Source organism: Streptomyces sp. NPDC111656 (assembly GCF_055656965.1).
In genome coordinates, this window is the sequence record NZ_JBVKCA010000002.1 from 678,237 (window position 1) to 697,063 (window position 18,827).

At 71.6% G+C, this 18,827-nt stretch carries 14 protein-coding genes; 6 read left to right on the forward strand and 8 right to left on the reverse strand.

Translation table 11 applies throughout. The annotated features are described in order from the left end of the window. Window positions 1–87: 87 nt before the first annotated feature. On the reverse strand, window positions 88–2,940 hold the full coding sequence (locus tag ACZ7M3_RS08590; protein ID WP_472061784.1) for a protein kinase domain-containing protein: 2,853 nt from the start codon (window positions 2,938–2,940) through the stop codon (window positions 88–90). 225 nt (window positions 2,941–3,165) lie between these two features. Continuing rightward, window positions 3,166–5,445: a serine/threonine-protein kinase gene (locus ACZ7M3_RS08595; protein WP_472061786.1), complete on the reverse strand. Its 2,280-nt coding sequence runs from the start codon at window positions 5,443–5,445 to the stop codon at window positions 3,166–3,168. A 184-nt stretch (window positions 5,446–5,629) separates the two neighbouring features. Between ACZ7M3_RS08595 and ACZ7M3_RS08600 the strand changes: the two genes are divergently transcribed. Then, window positions 5,630–6,790 carry a serine hydrolase domain-containing protein gene (locus ACZ7M3_RS08600; protein WP_472061788.1) on the forward strand — a complete coding sequence of 387 codons (1,161 nt, stop codon included), beginning with the start codon at window positions 5,630–5,632 and terminating at the stop codon, window positions 6,788–6,790. Between the two features lie 112 nt (window positions 6,791–6,902). On the opposite strand, the gene ACZ7M3_RS08605 is transcribed toward ACZ7M3_RS08600, so the two are convergent. Continuing rightward, window positions 6,903–8,609 carry a glycerol-3-phosphate dehydrogenase/oxidase gene (locus tag ACZ7M3_RS08605; RefSeq protein ID WP_095853057.1) on the reverse strand — a complete coding sequence of 569 codons (1,707 nt, stop codon included), beginning with the start codon at window positions 8,607–8,609 and terminating at the stop codon, window positions 6,903–6,905. Window positions 8,610–8,870: 261 nt separating this feature from the next. Between ACZ7M3_RS08605 and ACZ7M3_RS08610 the strand changes: the two genes are divergently transcribed. After that, window positions 8,871–10,079 (forward strand): nucleotide sugar dehydrogenase, encoded by a 1,209-nt coding sequence (locus tag ACZ7M3_RS08610; protein WP_472061790.1) that lies wholly within the window; start codon window positions 8,871–8,873, stop codon window positions 10,077–10,079. Window positions 10,080–10,202: 123 nt separating this feature from the next. After that, window positions 10,203–10,805: a hypothetical protein gene (locus tag ACZ7M3_RS08615; protein ID WP_472061792.1), complete on the forward strand. Its 603-nt coding sequence runs from the start codon at window positions 10,203–10,205 to the stop codon at window positions 10,803–10,805. An 82-nt stretch (window positions 10,806–10,887) separates the two neighbouring features. On the opposite strand, the gene ACZ7M3_RS08620 is transcribed toward ACZ7M3_RS08615, so the two are convergent. From ACZ7M3_RS08620 to ACZ7M3_RS08635, 4 genes are all read right to left on the reverse strand, one after another. Next, window positions 10,888–12,012 (reverse strand): GuaB3 family IMP dehydrogenase-related protein, encoded by a 1,125-nt coding sequence (locus ACZ7M3_RS08620; protein ID WP_067366955.1) that lies wholly within the window; start codon window positions 12,010–12,012, stop codon window positions 10,888–10,890. A gap of 127 nt (window positions 12,013–12,139) precedes the next feature. Beyond that, window positions 12,140–13,645 (reverse strand): IMP dehydrogenase, encoded by a 1,506-nt coding sequence (guaB, locus tag ACZ7M3_RS08625; protein ID WP_060901470.1) that lies wholly within the window; start codon window positions 13,643–13,645, stop codon window positions 12,140–12,142. Window positions 13,646–13,921: 276 nt separating this feature from the next. Beyond that, window positions 13,922–14,497 carry a sigma-70 family RNA polymerase sigma factor gene (locus tag ACZ7M3_RS08630; protein ID WP_028805397.1) on the reverse strand — a complete coding sequence of 192 codons (576 nt, stop codon included), beginning with the start codon at window positions 14,495–14,497 and terminating at the stop codon, window positions 13,922–13,924. A gap of 256 nt (window positions 14,498–14,753) precedes the next feature. Continuing rightward, the gene (locus ACZ7M3_RS08635; protein ID WP_003948568.1) at window positions 14,754–15,365 is read right to left on the reverse strand and encodes a response regulator transcription factor; all 612 of its coding nucleotides are present in this window, start codon (window positions 15,363–15,365) and stop codon (window positions 14,754–14,756) included. A 390-nt stretch (window positions 15,366–15,755) separates the two neighbouring features. Between ACZ7M3_RS08635 and ACZ7M3_RS08640 the strand changes: the two genes are divergently transcribed. Further along, on the forward strand, window positions 15,756–16,088 hold the full coding sequence (locus tag ACZ7M3_RS08640; protein ID WP_060901471.1) for a WhiB family transcriptional regulator: 333 nt from the start codon (window positions 15,756–15,758) through the stop codon (window positions 16,086–16,088). A 107-nt stretch (window positions 16,089–16,195) separates the two neighbouring features. On the opposite strand, the gene ACZ7M3_RS08645 is transcribed toward ACZ7M3_RS08640, so the two are convergent. Beyond that, entirely contained in the window at window positions 16,196–17,092 is an 897-nt protein-coding gene (locus tag ACZ7M3_RS08645; protein ID WP_452973869.1) for a LysR family transcriptional regulator, read from the reverse strand. A 79-nt stretch (window positions 17,093–17,171) separates the two neighbouring features. On the opposite strand from ACZ7M3_RS08645, the gene ACZ7M3_RS08650 reads away from it, so the two are divergent. Both ACZ7M3_RS08650 and ACZ7M3_RS08655 read left to right on the forward strand, forming a co-directional pair. Further along, complete coding sequence (locus ACZ7M3_RS08650; protein WP_472061796.1) at window positions 17,172–17,840, forward strand: MOSC domain-containing protein; 669 nt, start codon at window positions 17,172–17,174, stop codon at window positions 17,838–17,840. Between the two features lie 130 nt (window positions 17,841–17,970). After that, on the forward strand, window positions 17,971–18,744 hold the full coding sequence (locus ACZ7M3_RS08655; protein ID WP_351302704.1) for an SDR family NAD(P)-dependent oxidoreductase: 774 nt from the start codon (window positions 17,971–17,973) through the stop codon (window positions 18,742–18,744). Window positions 18,745–18,827: the final 83 nt, after the last annotated feature.

The window sequence follows — 18,827 nt, forward strand, 5'->3', positions numbered from 1 at the left end:
GTACGGAGACCGCACTGTGACGGTTCTCCCTTCCGTGTACGGGAGGGAACCATTCGGCGTTCAGCGATTCATGACTACGGGAATTACTCAGCCGGTGACTTGGTAGGTCGCCGACGCCTGCTCGTACAGCCTGGTGACCTCGTCCCGTTCGGCCTCCGGGCCACGCACCTGCAGCACGTGGTAGTGGCCGCCGACGATGATCGCGAGATTGCGGACGTACAGCGACTGCCCTGCGGAGTTCTGCCAGGTGAACTGCCCCTCGGCCATGGTCCGTCCGCCCACGTCGATCCGCCGCATCCCGCTGGACGTGGCCCACGTCGAGTCGCGGAACGGCTGCAACTCACTCTCGGTCTCCCGCTGGTACGTCAGCGGATCGCCGCCGTACTTGCTGGTGCTGTCCCGTCCGGGTACGACGATGAGCTCGAAGTCGCCCTGGGAGTAGACCACCTGGCCGCGGCCGTTCTTGGGCGTGCGGTTCCAGCCGTTGGCCACGGCGACCTGGAAGCCCTCGGAGTCCTTGCGCAGGGTGAAGCCCTGGCCGACCGCGGGGTCGTTGGACTGCGAGGTCGTCGAACTGGCGCCGCCCGAAGGCTTCGTGTCGGTGCCGCGAGAGGTCTGGTCGGGGCGCGGCCGGCTGCCGGCGCTGCCGTCCGCGCCCGCGGTGTTCCCGGGTGCCGGGCTCACCTGGCCCGCGGAGCCGGTCCGTTCGCCGTTCGCGTCACTGTTCGGGTCGGTCTTCTTCGGCATGAAGACCATCGCGTACGCGACCGCCGCGACCAGCAGGAGCAGGACCAGCAGGAGCAGGTTCCGGCCCAGCTTGCGGGGCTTGGCCGTCTCCGCCGACCTGGCCGGCCTCGCCTGCCGGTCGGGCTTCGCGCGCTTGTGGCGGGCGTGCGCGCTGGTCGCGGGCAGCCTGGCCCGGCGCCTGCGGACGAGCTCGCCCCTGCGCCGCACGATCGGCAGCCGGCTGGGGTCGACGGGCGGCGCCGCGACCACGTGCGCGCCCGCCTCGGGCTCCGGCGCGGACCGCACCAGCGAGCGCAGCCAGCCGCTCAGCTCCTCGAAATCCAGCCGCTCGGTGGGGTCCTGCCGCAGCAACGACTCCACGACGGGCCGCAGTGGCCCGCACTCCTCGGCGAACGCGGGCGGCTCCGCGCACACCAGCTGCACCAGCTCCGCGGTGTTGTCCTCCGGGTAGGGCGCGTGCCCCTGCACGGCCCGGAAGAGCAGCGCGCCCAGCGCCCACAGATCGGTCTGGGGGCCGATCGGCGCCGCCAACTGCCAGTTCTCGTGCACCGGCCCGGCCTGCTCCGGCGCCCAGCGCTCGGTCACCGGACCGACGACGGCCATCCGCGCCTGCCGGGCCCGCTCCGCGGCGAGCGCGGTGGCGGGACCGCGCCGCGGGGGCGCACCGGCGACCAGCTCGTCCCAACGGCCGTTGGGCGTCGGGACGGGGGTGGACTGCTGTCCGGGCACGAGGGCGGGGGCGCCGTGGTTCTGGATGCCGTGGCTCTGAGCGCCGTGGGGGCCCTGGGTTCCTGGGGGAACCGGGGTGCCGCTGTGGCCATATCCATGACCGGCCGCGGGGCCGGGGAGCGCCGGGCGCCCCTGATCGCCATTGCCGCCGGGGCCAGTGAATCCCGGACCATCAAATCCGGGGCCGTTGACGCCAGGGCCGGTACCGGTGCCGCTTCCGGGGCGGGGCTGCGCGCCGGGCCACGCGCCCGCGCGTCCGACACCGACGCCGTACGGGTCGGCGATCTGACCGGGGGGCGGGGTCTCCGGCCGCTGCTCCACACCCGGCCCGGAACCCGGGGTCCCCGGCACGGAGCCGTCGGCCGGCGGAGCGGGACGGGGCGCGGGCAGTGCCGCCGGACCGCCCCGCTGCTGCTCGTGCACGCGGGCCGCGGCCCGGGCTCCGGCCCGGTACGCGGCGATGGCTCCGGCCCGGGCCGCCCGAGCGTCGCCTCCGGCCTCCAGCGCCCTGCGCGCCAGGGCCGCCCCGCCCTCGACGGGCGGCTCTCCTACGGGAGTGGTGTTCTCGGCCCGCGCCTCGATCGCGGCCCGCCGCGCGGCCTCGGCATCGGCCCCCTGCGCACTGGCGACCACCGCGCCGAACGAGGCACCGGGACCCCCGCCGGAGGCACCACCGGCTCCCCCGCCCGGCAGTCCTCCGGTCACTCCACCAGGCACGGCACCGCGCGTACGGGCCGCACCACGCGGAACACCGGCACCCGTGCCCGTACCCGCTCGCGCATCCGCACCGGGACCCGCATGGGGTGAACCGGCGCCGACGCCTCCCTCACTCCCGGGACCCTCGAAGTCCTGTACCGGCACCGGGTCGTACCCGCACAGTGCCTCCTCCGCGGCGCCGGCGGCCAGGCCGGTCAGCATCACCCGGCCGTCGTCACAGACGAGCACCGTGCGCACGGTGATGTTGCGGTGGACCCATCCGTGCGCGTGCAGCACCCGCAGCGCGGTGACGACGTCGGCGGCGACCTCGGCCGCCCGATAGGGGCTCAGCGGCTTCTCGGCGAGCAGTGCGGCCAGCGACCGCGCGGGCACCAGCTCACTCACTATCCACAACGACCCGCCTTCGGCGAACACGTCGAAGACCTGGTCCAGCCGGGGATGGTCGGGAATCTGCGCGGCGGCCTGCGCCGCCTCGATCGCCCGTCGTACGGCGGGTTCGGTGGGCCTGCGCGTGGTCCGCGCGGAGGCGCCCCGCGCCCCGCCGTCCCGCGCCACGAACCCCTCGGGCAGCCCGTCCGCGTCGAGCATCTCCGCCTCGACGACCTCCGGCAACGGCACCTGCCGGACGAGGACTTCCTGACCGCTGTAGGTGTCGAAGGCCCGGCTCTCGGCGAATTCGTACTCGTCGGAGGGCGGCAGCGGCAGGCGGTAACGGTCGGCGAGTACCCGACCCGCATAGTCGTCCACGATGCCTCCCCCGGCCGCCCGGTGGTCAATTCCGTTCGCCTCGCGTCCCGTTACGGCTTCGTACGGTCCGCAACCACTCACGATACGTGCCGGAGGCAACCCGCAATGTCGGGATGCGAGATGTCACCGGCCCGTGACCGACCCCTACAACAGACACCCCGGGCGAACCGGCCCGAACCTCACGGCATGGGCGCGCGCCTCACGACGTGGGTTCGGGCTCAAGGCTCACGACTTCGGCTGGAACGTCGCCGTCAGCGTCTTCCACGTGTCCTTGCGCAGCTCGCTGTCCCAGTCGGATGCCTTCGCCGTGTACATCAGCCCGTACCCGAGATGATCATTCACGACGAACCCGCGGTCGATCGACCGGTACTTCGTGCCACCGTCCTGATAGGTGAACTCCCAGTCGGCCGTGTTCCAACCGCGGTAGTCCACCTCCTCTATGCGCACCCGCTTGTACTGCGAGCGCACCATGTACCCCTCTTGGTTCTTCCAGTCCGCCACGGGGTCGCTCTTGGGCGTGGTCGTCCAGCCGACGAGGAGCTTCTGCCCGTCGGGGCCGGTGAAGCGGGCTCCCGCGTCATCCGTCGACTGGTACTTCCATCCCTTGGGCAGCCCGATCTTGAATCCCTGGCTGCCCTTGTACGTCGACACGGCGGTGGAGCCCGAGGAGCCCGACTCCTTGCCGTCACCGCTCGTCCCGCTCGTGGCGGCGGCGCTGCCCGACGCGTCGGTGTTCGGCGTGCTGCCCGAACTCCCGTCCCCGGCCGACCCGGTGGCACCGTCCGTCTTGTCGCCGGTGTCGGTGTGCGAGCCGCTGGTCGCGTCCTTGCCACCGCTGCCCGCGGTCACCCCGCTGGACGCGGCCGCCTTGGTGTCACCGCTCTTGCCGCTCTTCGCCCCGCTGTCGTCACCGCCACCGAGGGTCAGGGCCAGCACGGTGCCGATCACGGCGAGCGCCACGACCACCGCGATGATCATCAGGGTCCGTCGCGGCACCACATCGGTGAGCGGTGCCCGCGGCACGGGCCGCGGCGGCCGCTCGGGCGCCACGGGCCACCCGGAGGCCGGCCTGACCTCGCCGGCCGAATCGGTGGAGCCGGCACCCCCCGAACCCGCCGAGCCGAGAGCCCCCTTCGAGGCGACCGAACCGGAGGCCGGGCCCACTGGCGCGCCGTCACGCACGCCCGGCTTCGGGGAGCCCTCCGCCGTCCTGCCACCCTGGCCGGACGTGACCGTCCCGGACTTCCCCGCAGCCGCGGCGGGCTTCGACACGTCCACGCGCGGCGGAGCCGGGGGAGCCGCCGGAGCCTTCGGAGCCGCCCCCTCCACGCCCACCGAACCGGAAGCCGCGGTACCACCGGCACCACCCGCACTGCCCGTGCTGCTCGCGCTGCCCGTCCCGCCCTCAGCACCGGACTTCGCACGGGCCGTCGCCGCGGCGGTCGCCGCCGCCGTGGCCGCACCGGCGACCGAGGCGGCCTTCCGCACGGAACGCAGCGCTCCGCGCAGCCGCTCCCCGGCCTCCTCACCGCGCTTGGCCCCGGAACCGCCCGAGCCGCCCGAACTCTTCTTGCCCCGGCCCTCGTCCGGCACCGGCGGCAGCGCCACGACCTTCGTCGCGTCCGCCGGCTCCGGCACGGTCTCCTTGGGCTCGGGGGCGTAGACCACCTCGCTGAGCATCGCCCGGGCGCGCTCGTTGTCGAGCCGCTGCGCGGGGTCCTTCACGAGCAGCCCGTAGATCACGTTCTCCAGCGGGCCCGCGTTCTTCGGCTGCTCCACCGGCTCGGTCATCACCGCGGTGAGCGTCGCGATCGCGGAACCCTTGTCGTACGGCGGCACGCCCTCCACCGACGCGTACAACAGCCCGCCCAGCGACCACAGGTCGGCCGCGGGGCCGGGCTTGTGCCCGCGCGCCCGCTCCGGCGAGATGTACGAGGGCGCGCCCACGAGCATGCCGGTCGAGGTGATGGACGGGTCGCCCTCGACCTGCGCGATACCGAAGTCGGTCAGCACGACCCGGCCGTCGTCGGAGATCAGCACGTTCGACGGCTTCACGTCGCGGTGCAGAATGCCCTCGCGGTGCGCGGAACGCAGCACGTCGAGTATCGCGAGCCCCACCTCGGCGGCACGCTTCGGCGTGAGCAGGCCGTCCTCGCGGATGACCTCGGCGAGCGACTTGCCCTCGACGAGCTCCATCACGATCCACGGCCGGTTGTCCTCGTCGACCACGTCGAAGACCGTCACCGCGCCGTTGTTGCGAATCCGCGCGATCGCCTTGGCCTCACGCAGGGTGCGCGTGATCAGCCGCCGCTTCTCGTCGTCGTCGATGCTCGACGGGAACCGCAGCTCCTTGACGGCGACCGTGCGGCCCAGCGTTTCGTCCTGGGCCCGCCACACCGTGCCCATGCCGCCGCGGCCGAGAACATCTCCCAGCCGGTAGCGCCCGGCGAGGAGACGTTCGCTCTTGTCCTGACGGGATGCTCCCGCCCGCTCCGCCTCCGACATGCGTCCCCTCATGCAACCCGCCCTGACAGAGCCTTCATTGTCCCTCACCCGACAAGCGCTCAGCGCCCAGGGGGCCCTTCGGCCGACAAGCCCCCGGCGACCGGCACGCCCCTCACCTGCGGACCACCCGCTCGTACGCACAGGTCCGTCCCCCATGATGTGCCGCAACAAGGGAGGAACGCCGATGCCTGCGCCCCGGACACCTCGGACACTCCTGGTCATACCCTTGGCTCTGGCCGTCCTGTCCCTGGCCCCGATCGGCCTGCCGCGCCTGCTGACGACCGCCGGTGCTTCCCACTCCACCACACCCTCGGCCGCCCGTCACACCCCCGGGTCCGCGGCCCCGACGGGCTCGCGCTCCCCCGCCGCCCCGGCCACGGGCGCCACCCGTGCCCTCCGCCGTCTACTCCCCCTTCTCGTCACCCGCGGCAAGGTTCCCGCCGCCGCGCTGCTCGCCGGCGACGCCTCCGGCGCACGCTTCGCCCGCGCCGGCGAGGGCATCGCCCGCGGCGACCACTTCCGTGCGGGCAGCATCACCAAGACGTTCATCGCGACCGTGGTGCTGCAACTCGCCGCCGAGCACCGGCTGTCCCTGTCCGACCCCCTGGACACTCACCTTCCGGGTCTGGTGCGCGGCGCGGGCAACGACGGCCGGCGTCTGACACTGCGCTCCCTGCTCACCCACACCAGTGGCCTGTACAACTTCACCGACGTCACCAAGGGCGCCGTCCCCCTCACCCCGCTCCAGGCCGTCCGCATCGCACTCACCCACCCCCCGGCCGCCCGCGGCCGCTTCTCCTACTCGAACACCAACTACGTCCTGCTCGGCATGGTCATCCGCCAGGTCACCGGCCACTCGTACGCCACCGAGGCCGAGCGCCGCATCATCAACCCCCTTCGTCTGACAGGCACCTCGTTCCCCGGCGCCCGCACCTCGCTGCCCTCCCCGCACGGCCGCGCCTACTCCGCCGACGGCACCGACGTGACCGCCCTCGACCCGCGCGTGGCCGGCGCGGCGGGTGAGCTGGTCACCACGCTCGCCGACCTGAACCGCTTCTACGCGGCCCTGCTCGCGGGCGACCTGCTCCCGTCCCGCCAACTGCGCGAGATGCTCGACACCCGCACCGCACACGGTCTGTACGGCATGGGCCTGTATCCGGTGAAGCTGTCGTGCGGCACCACGGTGTGGGGGCACGACGGCCATATCTCCGGCAGCTACGTGCGCACCGCGGCCACCGTCGACGGCCGTCGTGTCCTCACCTTCCGGGTGAACACGGACGGGATCGAGGACCCGGACCTCGAACCCGAGCTGCTCGCCGCCGAGTTCTGCCCCCGCACCCAGTAGAACGACCGGGTTTCGAGCAAAGATCCCAGCTCACGACACCCGTTCGAGTGACATGCACGGGAACTCCCGGGCAGGCCCTCGTGGGCAGCGGGACCCGATCAGCGCGGCCCGGTCAGCGCGGCACGATGTCCGGCGCCCCCAGCCGCGCCGCGTCCGCCGTCTGGTCGTCCGGCTGGCGCTGGGACTCCCGCTCGGCCTCGACCCGCTTCTCGTAGTGCTCCACCTCGCGCTCGATCTGGTCCTTGTCCCAGCCGAGGACCGGCGCCATCAGCTCGGCGGCCTCGCGGGCGCTGCGCGTACCGCGGTCGAAGGTCTCGATGGAGATACGGGTGCGCCGGGTCAGCACGTCGTCCAGGTGCAGCGCGCCCTCGTGCGAGGCGGCGTACACGATCTCGGCCTTGAGGTAGTCCTCGGCGGCCGGAAGGGGTTCGCCCAGCGCGGGGTGGGCCGCGATGAGCTCGAGGATCTCCTCGGCCAGCACACCGAACCGGTTCAGCAGATGCTCCACGCGGACCACATGGAGTCCGGTGCGCTGCGCGATGCGCGCCCGCGCGTTCCACAGCGCCCGGTACCCCTCGGCCCCGAGCAGGGGGATGTCCTCGGTGACGCATTCGGCGACCCGCTGGTCGAGGCCGTGCACCGCCTCGTCGACCGCGTCCTTGGCCATCACCCGGTAGGTCGTGTACTTGCCGCCCGCCACGACCACCAGTCCCGGCACCGGATGGGCCACGGTGTGCTCGCGCGAGAGCTTGCTGGTGGCGTCCGACTCGCCCGCGAGCAGCGGCCGCAGTCCCGCGTACACGCCCTCCACGTCGTCGCGGGTCAGGGGCACCGAGAGCACCGAGTTCACATGCTCCAGCAGATAGTCGATGTCGGCGCTGGAGGCCGCGGGGTGGGCCTTGTCGAGGTTCCAGTCGGTGTCCGTGGTGCCGATGATCCAGTGCCGCCCCCAGGGGATCACGAAGAGGACGGACTTCTCGGTGCGCAGGATCAGACCCGTCGCGGCGTTGATCCGGTCCTTCGGCACGACCAGGTGGATGCCCTTGGAGGCCCGTACGTGGAACTGGCCTCTCTCGCCCACCATGGCCTGGGTGTCGTCGGTCCACACACCCGTGGCGTTGACGATCTGCTTGGCGTGGATCTCGTACTCCCCGCCGCCCTCGACGTCCTGCACCCTGGCGCCGACCACGCGCTCGCCCTCGCGCAGGAATCCGGTCACGCGAGCACGGTTGGCGACCTTCGCGCCGTACGCCGTCGCCGTGCGCACCAACGTGGCCACATAGCGGGCGTCGTCCACCTGCGCGTCGTAGTACTGCAACGCGCCGACCAGCGCGTCCTTCTTCAAGGCGGGTGCTATGCGCAGGGCGTGGCTGCGCGTCAGGTGACGGTGGGCGGGCAGTCCGCGTCCGTGTCCGCTCGTCATCGACATCGCGTCGTACAGCGCGACGCCCGATCCCGCGTACAGCCGCTCCCAGCCCTTGTGCTGGAGCGGGTAGAGGAAGGGCACCGGCTTCACCAGGTGCGGTGCGAGGCGCTCCAGAAGGAGTCCACGCTCCTTCAGTGCCTCGCGCACGAGGGCGAAGTCGAGCATCTCGAGATAGCGCAGGCCGCCGTGGATCAGCTTGCTGGACCTGCTGGAGGTGCCCGACGCCCAGTCGCGCGCCTCGACCAGGCCCGTGGACAGGCCGCGCGTCACGGCGTCGAGCGCCGTCCCCGCGCCGACCACGCCCGCGCCCACCACCAGCACATCCAGCTCACGCTCGGCCATTCCCGCCAGGGACTCGGCGCGCTCCGCCGGCCCCAGTTTCGCTGTCCTCACCGCTGCCTCCCGCTGTCTGTCGCGCTGGCCGCACCTGTCCGGCGACGCCCGGCTCACATCCCCCTGCCCCAAAGTCTGACCGCGATGTGCGTCATCGGCCACCACGCGCCCCCAGCCTGTGGACAACACTCCCGGAAACTCGCCCACCCAATACCGTAAATCGGTCATATTTACTCCTAGTCTGACATTGCGCTCGCCCGTTCTGTCCACAGGGCTTGCGCACCTGTCCCGCTTCGGTTACTGGGAAGGACGGCCCACGCCATGCCCGCAGATCTCGCCGTCATCGGACTCGGACATCTCGGCCTGCCCCTGGCCCAGGCCGCCGTCGCCGCCGGCATCCCCACGCTCGGCTACAAGACCGGGCCGGAGGGCGGCTCACTCACCCCGGCCGAACTGCGCCGGATGCTCTCGGGGGGCTTCCGGCCGACCACCAACCCCGCCGAACTCGGCCGCGTCCGCACCGCCGTCATCTGCGCCCCGACCCCACCCTGCCCGGACGGCACCCCCGACCTGGGCCAAGTGGCCTCGGCCGCCCGCACCCTGGCCGGACGGCTGCGCCCGCACACCACCGTCATCCTGGAGTCGCCGGTCCACCCCGGCACCACCGAGGACTTCCTGCGCCCGCTCCTCGAAGAGGGCTCGGGCCTGCGCGCGGGGCGCGACTTCCATCTCGCCTACTCGCCCAGCCGCGTCGATCCCGGCAACCGCGACTTCACCCCCGCCAACACCCCCAAGGTCATCGGCGGCCTCACCCCCGCCTGCACCGAGTCGGCCGCCGCCTTCTACGGGCGCCTCACCGACAAGGTCGTCCGCGCGCGTGGCCCTCGCGAGGCGGAGACCGTGCAGCTGCTGGAGACCAACTACCGGCACGTCAACATCGCCCTGGTCAACGAGATGGCCGTGCTCTGCCACGACCTGGGCGTCGATGTGTGGGACGTCATCCGCTGCGCCGAGACCAAGCCGTTCGGATTCCGGGCGTTCCGGCCAGGGCCAGGTGTCGGCGGCCACGGCATCGCCCAGGACCTGGCGGGCCACTCGGGCCGCACCCTCCGCATGGTCGAACTGGCCCAGCAGGTCAACAGCCACATGCCGCGGTACGTCATCCAACGCGCCGCCACGCTCCTGAACGAACACGGGAAATCGGCCCGTGCCGCGCGCGTGCTCCTCCTCGGCGTCACCTACAAGCCCGACCTCGCCGACCAACAGGCCACGCCCGCCCACGAGATCGCCCTACGTCTGATGGAGCTCGGCGCGACCGTCAGCTACCACGACCCGCACGTCCCGGCCTGGAACGTCCTCGGCCGCCCCGTCCCGCGCGCCGACTCCCTCTACGAGGCCGCCGCCGACGCCGACCTCACGATCCTGCTCCAACAGCACCGCACGTACGACCTGCAGGGTCTCTCCGTGAAGGCCCAGCTCCTCCTGGACACCCGGGGAGCGACCCCGACCGGAGCCGCACACCGACTCTGACCCCTGTGAAATCCCTGTACAGGATGTCACTGCCGACTGCTACTGTGCGTCAGCTCTCGCACACCAGTGCGCCCGCGTCCCGGGCGCTCGCCGGTGTGCGCTCACATCCCTGGGGGGAACCACATGAGTCAGTCGTCTCCGCCGCCGTCCGGTCCACCGGTCGACAACCCGTACGCGGGGCAGAACCCGTACGCCGACCAGCCGGGCCAACCGCCCGCGCCGCCGCAGGACGCCGCCCAGCCCGGGTTCCCGCAGCAGGGTGCCCCGCAGGGCGCACCCCAGCAGGGCTTCCCGATGGCCCCCGTCGCCCCGGCCGCTCCGGTGCGCGACAAGCTCGGGCTCGGCCTCGCGGCCGCCGTCGGTGCCGCCCTGGTCGCGGCGGGCGTCTACGGAGTCATCATCGGCCTCACCAAGCACGAGATCGGCTGGGCAGCCGTCGGCGTCGGCTTCCTGATCGGCCTCGCCGCGGGCCGCGTCGGCGGACGCAACCCGATCCTGCCGATCGCCAGCCTGATCCTGTCGGTGGCCTCGGTCTACCTCGGCCAGCTGGTCGGCGAGGCCATGATCGGCGCCAAGGAGGTCGGCGTCGGCTTCAACGAGGTCTTCTTCCACCACTTCGGCGTGGTCCAGGAAGCCTGGAAGGCCGAGGCCGACCCGCTGACGTTCCTCTTCTTCGCCATCGCCGCGTACGCGGCCTTCTCCGGCGCCAAGAAGGCCGGTCAGTAACCCAGCCCCGCATGGGCGAGGGCCCGTCCACCTCAAGGTGGACGGGCCCTTCGGCGTCGTACGAACCGCCGTACCGCTACCGCTACCGCTTGTGCTGCGAGTCCGCGACCGTCACCTCGACGCGCTGGAACTCCTTGAGTTCGCTGTAGCCGGTGGTGGCCATGGCGCGGCGGAGGGCGCCGAAGATGTTCATGGAGCCGTCGGGGATGTGCGAGGGCCCGGTGAGGATCTCCTCGATGGTGCCGACGGTGCCGAGGTCGACCTTCTTGCCGCGCGGCAGCTCCTCGTTGACCGCTTCCATGCCCCAGTGGTGGCCCCTGCCGGGGGCGTCCGTGGCGCGGGCCAGCGGGGAGCCCATCATCACCGAGTCGGCACCGCAGGCGATCGCCTTGGGGAGGTCGCCGGACCAGCCGACACCGCCGTCCGCGATCACGTGCACATAGCGGCCGCCGGACTCGTCCATGTAGTCGCGGCGGGCCGCGGCCACGTCGGCGACGGCGGTCGCCATCGGGACCTGGATGCCCAGCACATTGCGCGTGGTGTGCGCGGCGCCGCCGCCGAAGCCGACCAGGACACCGGCCGCGCCCGTGCGCATCAGGTGCAGCGCCGCCGTGTACGTCGCACAGCCGCCGACGATCACGGGGACGTCGAGCTCGTAGATGAACTGCTTCAGGTTCAGCGGTTCGGCGGCACCGGAGACGTGCTCCGCGGAGACCGTCGTACCGCGGATGACGAAGATGTCCACCCCCGCGTCGACGACGGCCTTGGAGAACTGGGCCGTGCGCTGCGGCGACAGGGCGGCCGCGGTGACGACGCCCGAGTCGCGCACCTCCTTGATGCGCTGCCCGATCAGCTCCTCCTTGATGGGAGCGGCGTAGATCTCCTGGAGGCGGCGGGTCGCGGTGTCCGCGTCCAGCTCGGCGATCTCGTCGAGCAGCGGCTGCGGGTCCTCGTACCGCGTCCACAGGCCTTCGAGGTTCAGTACGCCCAGGCCGCCCAGCTCGCCGATGCGGATCGCGGTGGCCGGGGAGACGACCGAGTCCATCGGGGCGGCCAGGAACGGCAGCTCGAAGCGGTAGGCGTCGATCTGCCAGGCGATCGAGACCTCCTTCGGGTCTCGCGTACGGCGGCTCGGGACGACGGCGATGTCGTCGAAGGCGTACGCCCGGCGGCCGCGCTTGCCGCGCCCGATCTCGATCTCAGTCACGTGTGTGGCCTTTCCCTCTTCGGTTCTGCGCCTCCCAGTATCCCCGACGCCTACGACAAGGGCGGCCCCGGAACCTCCGGGACCGCCCTCACGTATCTGTACGGCTGGTCGTCAGTCCATGTAACGGCTAGTCGTTACGGCTGTAGTTCGGCGCCTCGACCGTCATCTGGATGTCGTGCGGGTGGCTCTCCTTGAGACCCGCCGAGGTGATCCGGACGAACCGGCCCTTGGACTCCATCTCGTCGATGGTGGCGGCGCCCACGTACCCCATGGTCTGGCGCAGACCGCCGACGAGCTGGTGCAGCACGTTGGCCAGCGGGCCGCGGTAGGGCACCTGTCCCTCGATGCCCTCGGGCACGAGCTTGTCGTCAGAGGCCACGTCCGCCTGGAAGTAGCGGTCCTTCGAGTACGACCTGCCCTGGCCCCGGGACTGCATGGCGCCGAGGGAGCCCATGCCGCGGTACGACTTGAACTGCTTGCCGTTGATGAAGAGCAGCTCGCCGGGCGACTCCTCGCAGCCCGCCAGGAGGCTGCCGAGCATCACCGTGTCGGCACCGGCGGCCAGCGCCTTGCCGATGTCGCCGGAGTACTGCAGACCGCCGTCGCCGATCACCGGGACACCCGCGGCACGGGCCGCGAGGGCCGCTTCGTAGATGGCGGTGACCTGCGGGACGCCGATGCCGGCGACCACACGGGTGGTGCAGATCGAGCCGGGGCCCACGCCCACCTTGACGCCGTCGACACCGGCGTCGATCAGGGCCTGGGCACCGTCACGGGTGGCGACGTTGCCGCCGATCACGTCGACGTGCACGCTCGACTTGATCTTCGCCATCCAGTTGAGCGCGTTGCTGTTGTGCCCGTGCGAGGTGTCGACGATCAGGAAGTCCACCCCGGCCTCGGCCAGCGCCTGAGCGCGCTCCAGTGCCTCGGGGCTGGCGCCGACGGCGGCACCCACCAGCAGCCGGCCCTCGGCGTCCTTCGCGGCGTTCGGGTACTTCTCGGCCTTCACGAAGTCCTTGACCGTGATGAGGCCCTTGAGGACGCCCGCATCGTCGACCAGCGGAAGCTTCTCGATCTTGTGGCGGCGCAGCAGCTCCATGGCGTCGGTGCCGGAGATGCCGACCTTGCCGGTGACCAGGGGCATCGGCGTCATGACCTCGCGCACCTGGCGCGAACGGTCGGTCTCGAAGGCCATGTCACGGTTGGTGACGATGCCCAACAGCTTGCCGCCGCCGTCGGTGACGGGGACACCGCTGATGCGGAACTTGGCACACAGCGCGTCGGCCTCGGCCAGCGTCGCGTCCGGGTGCACCGTGATCGGGTCGGTGACCATGCCGGACTCGGAGCGCTTCACCAGGTCGACCTGGTTGACCTGGTCCTCGATGGAGAGGTTGCGGTGCAGTACACCGACGCCTCCCTGTCGGGCCATGGCGATCGCCATGCGCGACTCGGTCACCTTGTCCATCGCCGCGGAGAGCAGCGGGATGTTCACACGTACGTTGCGGGAGATACGCGACGAGGTGTCGACCGCGTTGGGCAGCACCTCGGAGGCGCCCGGCAGCAGCAGCACGTCGTCGTAGGTCAGCCCGAGTGTCGCGAATTTGGCGGGCACTCCGTCGACGTTGGCAGTCATGACACCTTCCCCAAATGGCCTTGATCGGTGCGGATGTCCATGCTAACGGGAAGCAAGGGTCTCCCATTCCACGGTTCGGCTCGCCCTCGGGCTTCGTAGGTTCGTACGGGCGGGGTGGCGGTGCCGTTCAGTTGTGGGCCGGGAACCGGTCCCCGCGGAAGAACGACGCGAACCCCACGACCGGGGAAGAACCGGTCCGCCCCTTGGGAGGGCGGACCCGTCACGCCGGCAAACGCGTCCCCAGAGGTCCCGCTGTCGCAGCCCCCTGAGACCCGTCTACTGCTCCGCCAGCGCCCGCAACCGGCTCAGTGCGCGGTGCTGCGCCACCCGAACGGCGCCCGGTGACATTCCCAACATCTGGCCCGTCTCCTCGGCCGTGAGGCCCACCGCGATGCGCAGCAGAAGCAGCTCGCGCTGGTTCTCGGGGAGGTTGGCCAGGAGTTTCTTGGCCCACTCGGCGTCGCTGCTGAGGAGAGCGCGCTCCTCCGGGCCGAGGGAGTCGTCGGGGCGCTCGGGCATCTCGTCCGAGGGAACCGCCGTCGACCCGGGGTGGCGCATCGCGGCGCGCTGCAGGTCGGCGACCTTGTGCGCGGCGATGGCGAAGACGAACGCCTCGAAGGGGCGCCCGGTGTCCTTGTAGCGCGGCAGTGCGAGGAGCACCGCTACGCAGACCTCCTGGGCCAGGTCCTCGACGAAGTGCCGCGCGTCGCCCGGAAGCCGGGAGAGGCGGGTGCGGCAGTAGCGCAACGCCAAGGGATGTACATGCGCGAGCAGGTCGTGCGTGGCCTGCTCGTCGCCGTCGACCGCGCGATGGACGAGCGCACCGATCACCGTCGTCTCGTCTTCGCGCATCGGTCCATGGTGCCTCGGCGTCGTCTTGTCCGTGGCACCGCGTCCGTAGTTGTGCACCGAAGCGTTATGAGCAGGTGCGCCGGAACTCATTTCCTGCGCCCTCCCCTTCCGCTCGACCGACTCGTCCCCGAGGAACTCCACACCTCAAGCATGCGGCATCCGCGGCGAAACGAGCAGCGGGCACTCGGCGGGCGCTGTTGTCGGCCCCGCCCACCATGAGGTAGGCGGGGTGCGTCGTACCCCCGCGACGGCTCACCTAACGAACCAGACCCCACCGGAAACCGAGCGCCACGGCGTGCGCGCGGTCCGAGGCGCCGAGTTTCTTGAAGAGCCGCCGGGCGTGCGTCTTCACGGTGTCCTCGGAGAGGAACAGCTCGCGGCCGATCTCGGCGTTGGAGCGGCCGTGACTCATGCCTTCCAGCACCTGGATCTCACGCGCCGTGAGCGTCGGCGCCGCGCCCATCTCGGCCGACCGCAGTCTGCGCGGGGCGAGCCGCCAGGTGGGGTCGGCGAGTGCCTGGGTCACGGTCGCGCGCAGCTCGGCGCGGGAGGCGTCCTTGTGCAGATAGCCGCGGGCCCCGGCGGCGACGGCGAGCGCCACACCGTCCAGGTCCTCGGCCACGGTGAGCATGATGATGCGCGCACCGGGGTCGGCGGACAGCAGCCGCCGGACGGTCTCGACGCCACCCAGTCCGGGCATGCGTACGTCCATCAGAATCAGGTCCGAGCGGTCGGCACCCCAGCGGCGGAGGACTTCCTCGCCGTTGGCTGCCGTCGTCACGCGCTCGACGCCGGGCACGGTCGCCACCGCTCGGCGGAGCGCCTCTCGGGCAAGCGGGGAGTCGTCGCAGACGAGGACGGATGTCATGGCCGCCCTCCGCAGCTGATGCGCGTCACCTTGAGCCTCCAGGCTGGTACGAATCGTCATCTGTGCGGTCGACACTCGCCGACGGAACTGCCGTCTGCCCGAGCGCTTGTTCCTTCAACCGCCTCCGCACTCTCAACGATGGTCACTCGAAAGAGTTACGGGGCAGTCGGTCGCCTTCGGCACTCTACGTGAGGGCGCGGACACGAGGCAGACATGCGCAACGGACCCTCAACGTTTCATCACAACCTATGCCCCATTCAGCCTGTTTTCTTCCCCTTTGCTGGTGTCTGCGGCTAGATTCGCAATGAGTCATATTTTCATCTCCTTAGATCGTAGATGTACGGTCGGTGGGCACAGAGCGGCCCAGAACGGCAACAAGGGGACAAAGCAATGGCAGATTTCTCCCGCCTTCCCGGTCCGAACGCGGACCTCTGGGACTGGCAGCTCCTCGCGGCCTGCCGCGGGGTCGACAGCTCGCTCTTCTTCCACCCGGAGGGCGAGCGTGGTGCGGCACGGAGCGCTCGCGAGAACTCGGCCAAAGAGGTCTGCATGCGTTGCCCGGTTCGCGCCCAGTGCGCTGCGCACGCCCTGGCGGTGCGCGAACCGTACGGCGTATGGGGCGGCCTGACCGAGGACGAGCGCGAGGAACTCATGGGGCGGGCGCGCAACCGGCTGGTGGCGGCGTCGACCACCGGGAGCGGCGATCCCGCTTCGAACAACTGAAGGAACGTTTCTGCTTTTCCGTCCACCGTCGGGCACGCGCACGCGTGCCCATGCTTTTTGGCGGCATCAGCGGCTTTTGGGGCGGCGACAGCCGCTTTTGGGCGGCGTCAGCGGCTCGCGGCCCGCGCCAGTTGGTCGAGCGTCGCCGCCACCGCCGGCACCTGTGCCAGGTCCGGCAGGGTGAGTGCGACGATCTCGCGCCGCACCGGCGGCTCCACCGTCACGGTGCGTGCGCCCTTGGGGCGTACGGACTCGATCGCGAGCTCCGGCAGGACCGCGACCCCGAGGCCCGCGCCGACCAGCCCGACCACGGCCGGGTAGTCGTCGGTGGCGAAGTCGATGCGGGGCACGAAGCCCGCGGCGCGGCAGACCTCCACCAGCTGGCCGCGGCAGCGCGGGCAGCCCGCGATCCAGGGCTCCTCGGCGAGTTCGGCGATCGCGACCGACCCGGCCCGCGCGAGCCGGTGCCTCTCGGGTACCAGCCCGACGAGCCGGTCCCGCAGCAGGGGCCGTACGACCAGGTCGTCCCACTCCTCGGCACCCGCGGCTCCCTCGTAGCGGAACGCGAGGGCGATGTCGCAGTCCCCGGCCCGGAGCTTCTCGACGGACTCCGGCGGCTCGGCCTCCTCCAGGGAGACCCGGGTGCCGGGATGCGCGGCGCGCAGCGCGGCGAGGGCCGTGGGGACGAGCGTGGAACTGCCGCTGGGGAAGGAGACGAGCCGGACCCGGCCCGCGCGCAGGCCCGCGATCGCGGCGACTTCCTCCTCGGCCGCGGTCAGGCCCGCGATGATGCCCGCCGCGTGCCGGACCAGCGCCTCGCCCGCCTGGGTGAGGCGCATCTCGCGGCCGGTACGGACGAGCAGCGGGGTGCCGACGGACGATTCGAGCGCCTTCATCTGCTGGCTGACGGCGGGCTGGGTGCAGCCCAGTTCACGTCCCGCCGCCGAGAAGGAGCCGCTGGCGGCGACGGCGCGCAGGACACGGAGATGACGGGCCTCGATCACCTTGCGAGCATAAGTGAACCTTGGGCACGGCGGCGAATATCGCGTCGCCGCTTTGGCCCTCATCGCCTAGTTTGCTGTCATGAAGCTTCTGTCCTTGAACATCGGCCGCCCGCGGGCCGTCCCGTACACGGACCACCCCGAGGGCGTGACCGGCATCGACAAGCGACCGGTGGACGGGCCGGTGCGGGTGACGGCACCCGGGCCCAAGGGGGTCGGCGCGAGCGGCCTCGCCGGGGACACGGTGTGCGACCTGCGCCATCACGGCGGGAACGACCAGGCGGTGTACGCGGTCGCCCGCGAGGACCTCGACGACTGGGGGCGCGAGCTCGGCCGGCCGCTGGTGAGCGGCGCGTTCGGCGAGAACCTGACGACCCAGGGGCTCGACGTGTCCGGCGCGCGGATCGGCGAGCGCTGGCGCGTCGGCTCCGAGGTGGTCCTCGAAGTCACCTGCGGGCGCATCCCCTGCCGTACGTTCCAGGGGCACGTCGGTGAGCAGCGCTGGGTGAAGCGGTTCACCCAGAAGGGCGCGCCCGGTGCCTATCTGCGGGTGATCGAGCCGGGCGAGATCCGGGCGGGCGACCCGATCGAGGTCGTGCACCGGCCCGACCACGAGGTGACGGTCGCCCTCGCCTTCCGCGCCGAGACGACCGAACGGGCTTTGCTGCCAGGGGTGTTGACCGCGGGCGACGCACTGCACCCGGAGCTGCTGAAGATGGCGGAGAAGTACGTGGCGCGGCACGCCGGCTAGCCGCTCGAAGCGGGGGCGCGGGGCGGGGCGCGGGATGGGGGCGTCCGGGGTGTGCGGGGAACTCGTGGAGCAAGGTGGGCGTTGGGTGGCGGGCGCGCGGCGGGCCTGGTCAGGTCACTAGCCTTGGGCCATGACAACGGCTCTGATTACGGGATCGACCGCGGGCATCGGCGCCGCCTTCGCGCGGCGGCTGGCGGCTGACGGGCACAACCTCGTGCTGGTGGCGCGCGACACCAAGCGGCTGGGCGAGCAGGCGACCGAACTGCACGACCGGCACGGCATCGAGGCGGAGGTGCTGACCGCCGACCTGGCGACGGACGAGGGCATCGAGGCGGTGGCCGCCCGCCTCTCCGACCGCAAGAACCCGGTCGACCTGCTGATCAACAACGCGGGCTTCGGCAACAAGGGCCACTATCTCGAGGTGTCGATGGCCGACGAGCTGACGATGCTCAAGGTGCACTGTGAGGCGGTGCTGCGGTTGACGTCGGCGGCGGCCGAGGCCATGCGTGAGCGCGGCCGGGGCGGAGTCGTCAACGTCGCGTCGGTGGCCGCGTTCGTGCCGCGGGGTACGTACGGGGCGTCCAAGGCGTGGGTCGTGCAGTTCACGCAGGGCGCGGCGCGGGATCTGGCGGGCAGCGGCGTACGGCTGATGGCGCTGGCCCCCGGCTTCGTCCGCACCGAGTTCCACCAGCGGGCCGGGATGGGCACGGACAACATCCCGAACTGGATGTGGCTGGATGCGGACAAGCTGGTCGCGGCGGCGCTCGCGGACCTGGCCCGCGGCAAGTCGCTGTCCGTCCCCGACCCCCGCTACAAGGCGCTGATGGGCCTGGTGAAGGTGGCGCCGCGCGGACTGCTGGGTGGGATCACGTCGAAGACGGGCCGGAAGTACGGCCCCCAGTAAGGGCCGCCGCTCAGTGGGTGGTGTCGTCCCTCCGGTGGGAAACTGAGGGTGTTCAACCGGACCCAGGGGGCCGGAGGCGACGC

Bases quoted from the DNA above. Each gene is read 5' to 3' on its own strand.
- ACZ7M3_RS08610 (WP_472061790.1), top strand. From the start codon at position 8,871: ATGCCCGCAGATCTCGCCGTCATCGGACTCGGACATCTCGGCCTGCCC.
- guaB (WP_060901470.1), bottom strand. From the start codon at position 13,645: ATGACTGCCAACGTCGACGGAGTGCCCGCCAAATTCGCGACACTCGGG.
- ACZ7M3_RS08635 (WP_003948568.1), bottom strand. From the start codon at position 15,365: ATGACATCCGTCCTCGTCTGCGACGACTCCCCGCTTGCCCGAGAGGCG.
- ACZ7M3_RS08630 (WP_028805397.1), bottom strand. From the start codon at position 14,497: ATGCGCGAAGACGAGACGACGGTGATCGGTGCGCTCGTCCATCGCGCG.
- ACZ7M3_RS08615 (WP_472061792.1), top strand. From the start codon at position 10,203: ATGAGTCAGTCGTCTCCGCCGCCGTCCGGTCCACCGGTCGACAACCCG.
- ACZ7M3_RS08600 (WP_472061788.1), top strand. From the start codon at position 5,630: ATGCCTGCGCCCCGGACACCTCGGACACTCCTGGTCATACCCTTGGCT.
- ACZ7M3_RS08640 (WP_060901471.1), top strand. From the start codon at position 15,756: ATGGCAGATTTCTCCCGCCTTCCCGGTCCGAACGCGGACCTCTGGGAC.
- ACZ7M3_RS08650 (WP_472061796.1), top strand. From the start codon at position 17,172: ATGAAGCTTCTGTCCTTGAACATCGGCCGCCCGCGGGCCGTCCCGTAC.
- ACZ7M3_RS08655 (WP_351302704.1), top strand. From the start codon at position 17,971: ATGACAACGGCTCTGATTACGGGATCGACCGCGGGCATCGGCGCCGCC.
- ACZ7M3_RS08595 (WP_472061786.1), bottom strand. From the start codon at position 5,445: ATGTCGGAGGCGGAGCGGGCGGGAGCATCCCGTCAGGACAAGAGCGAA.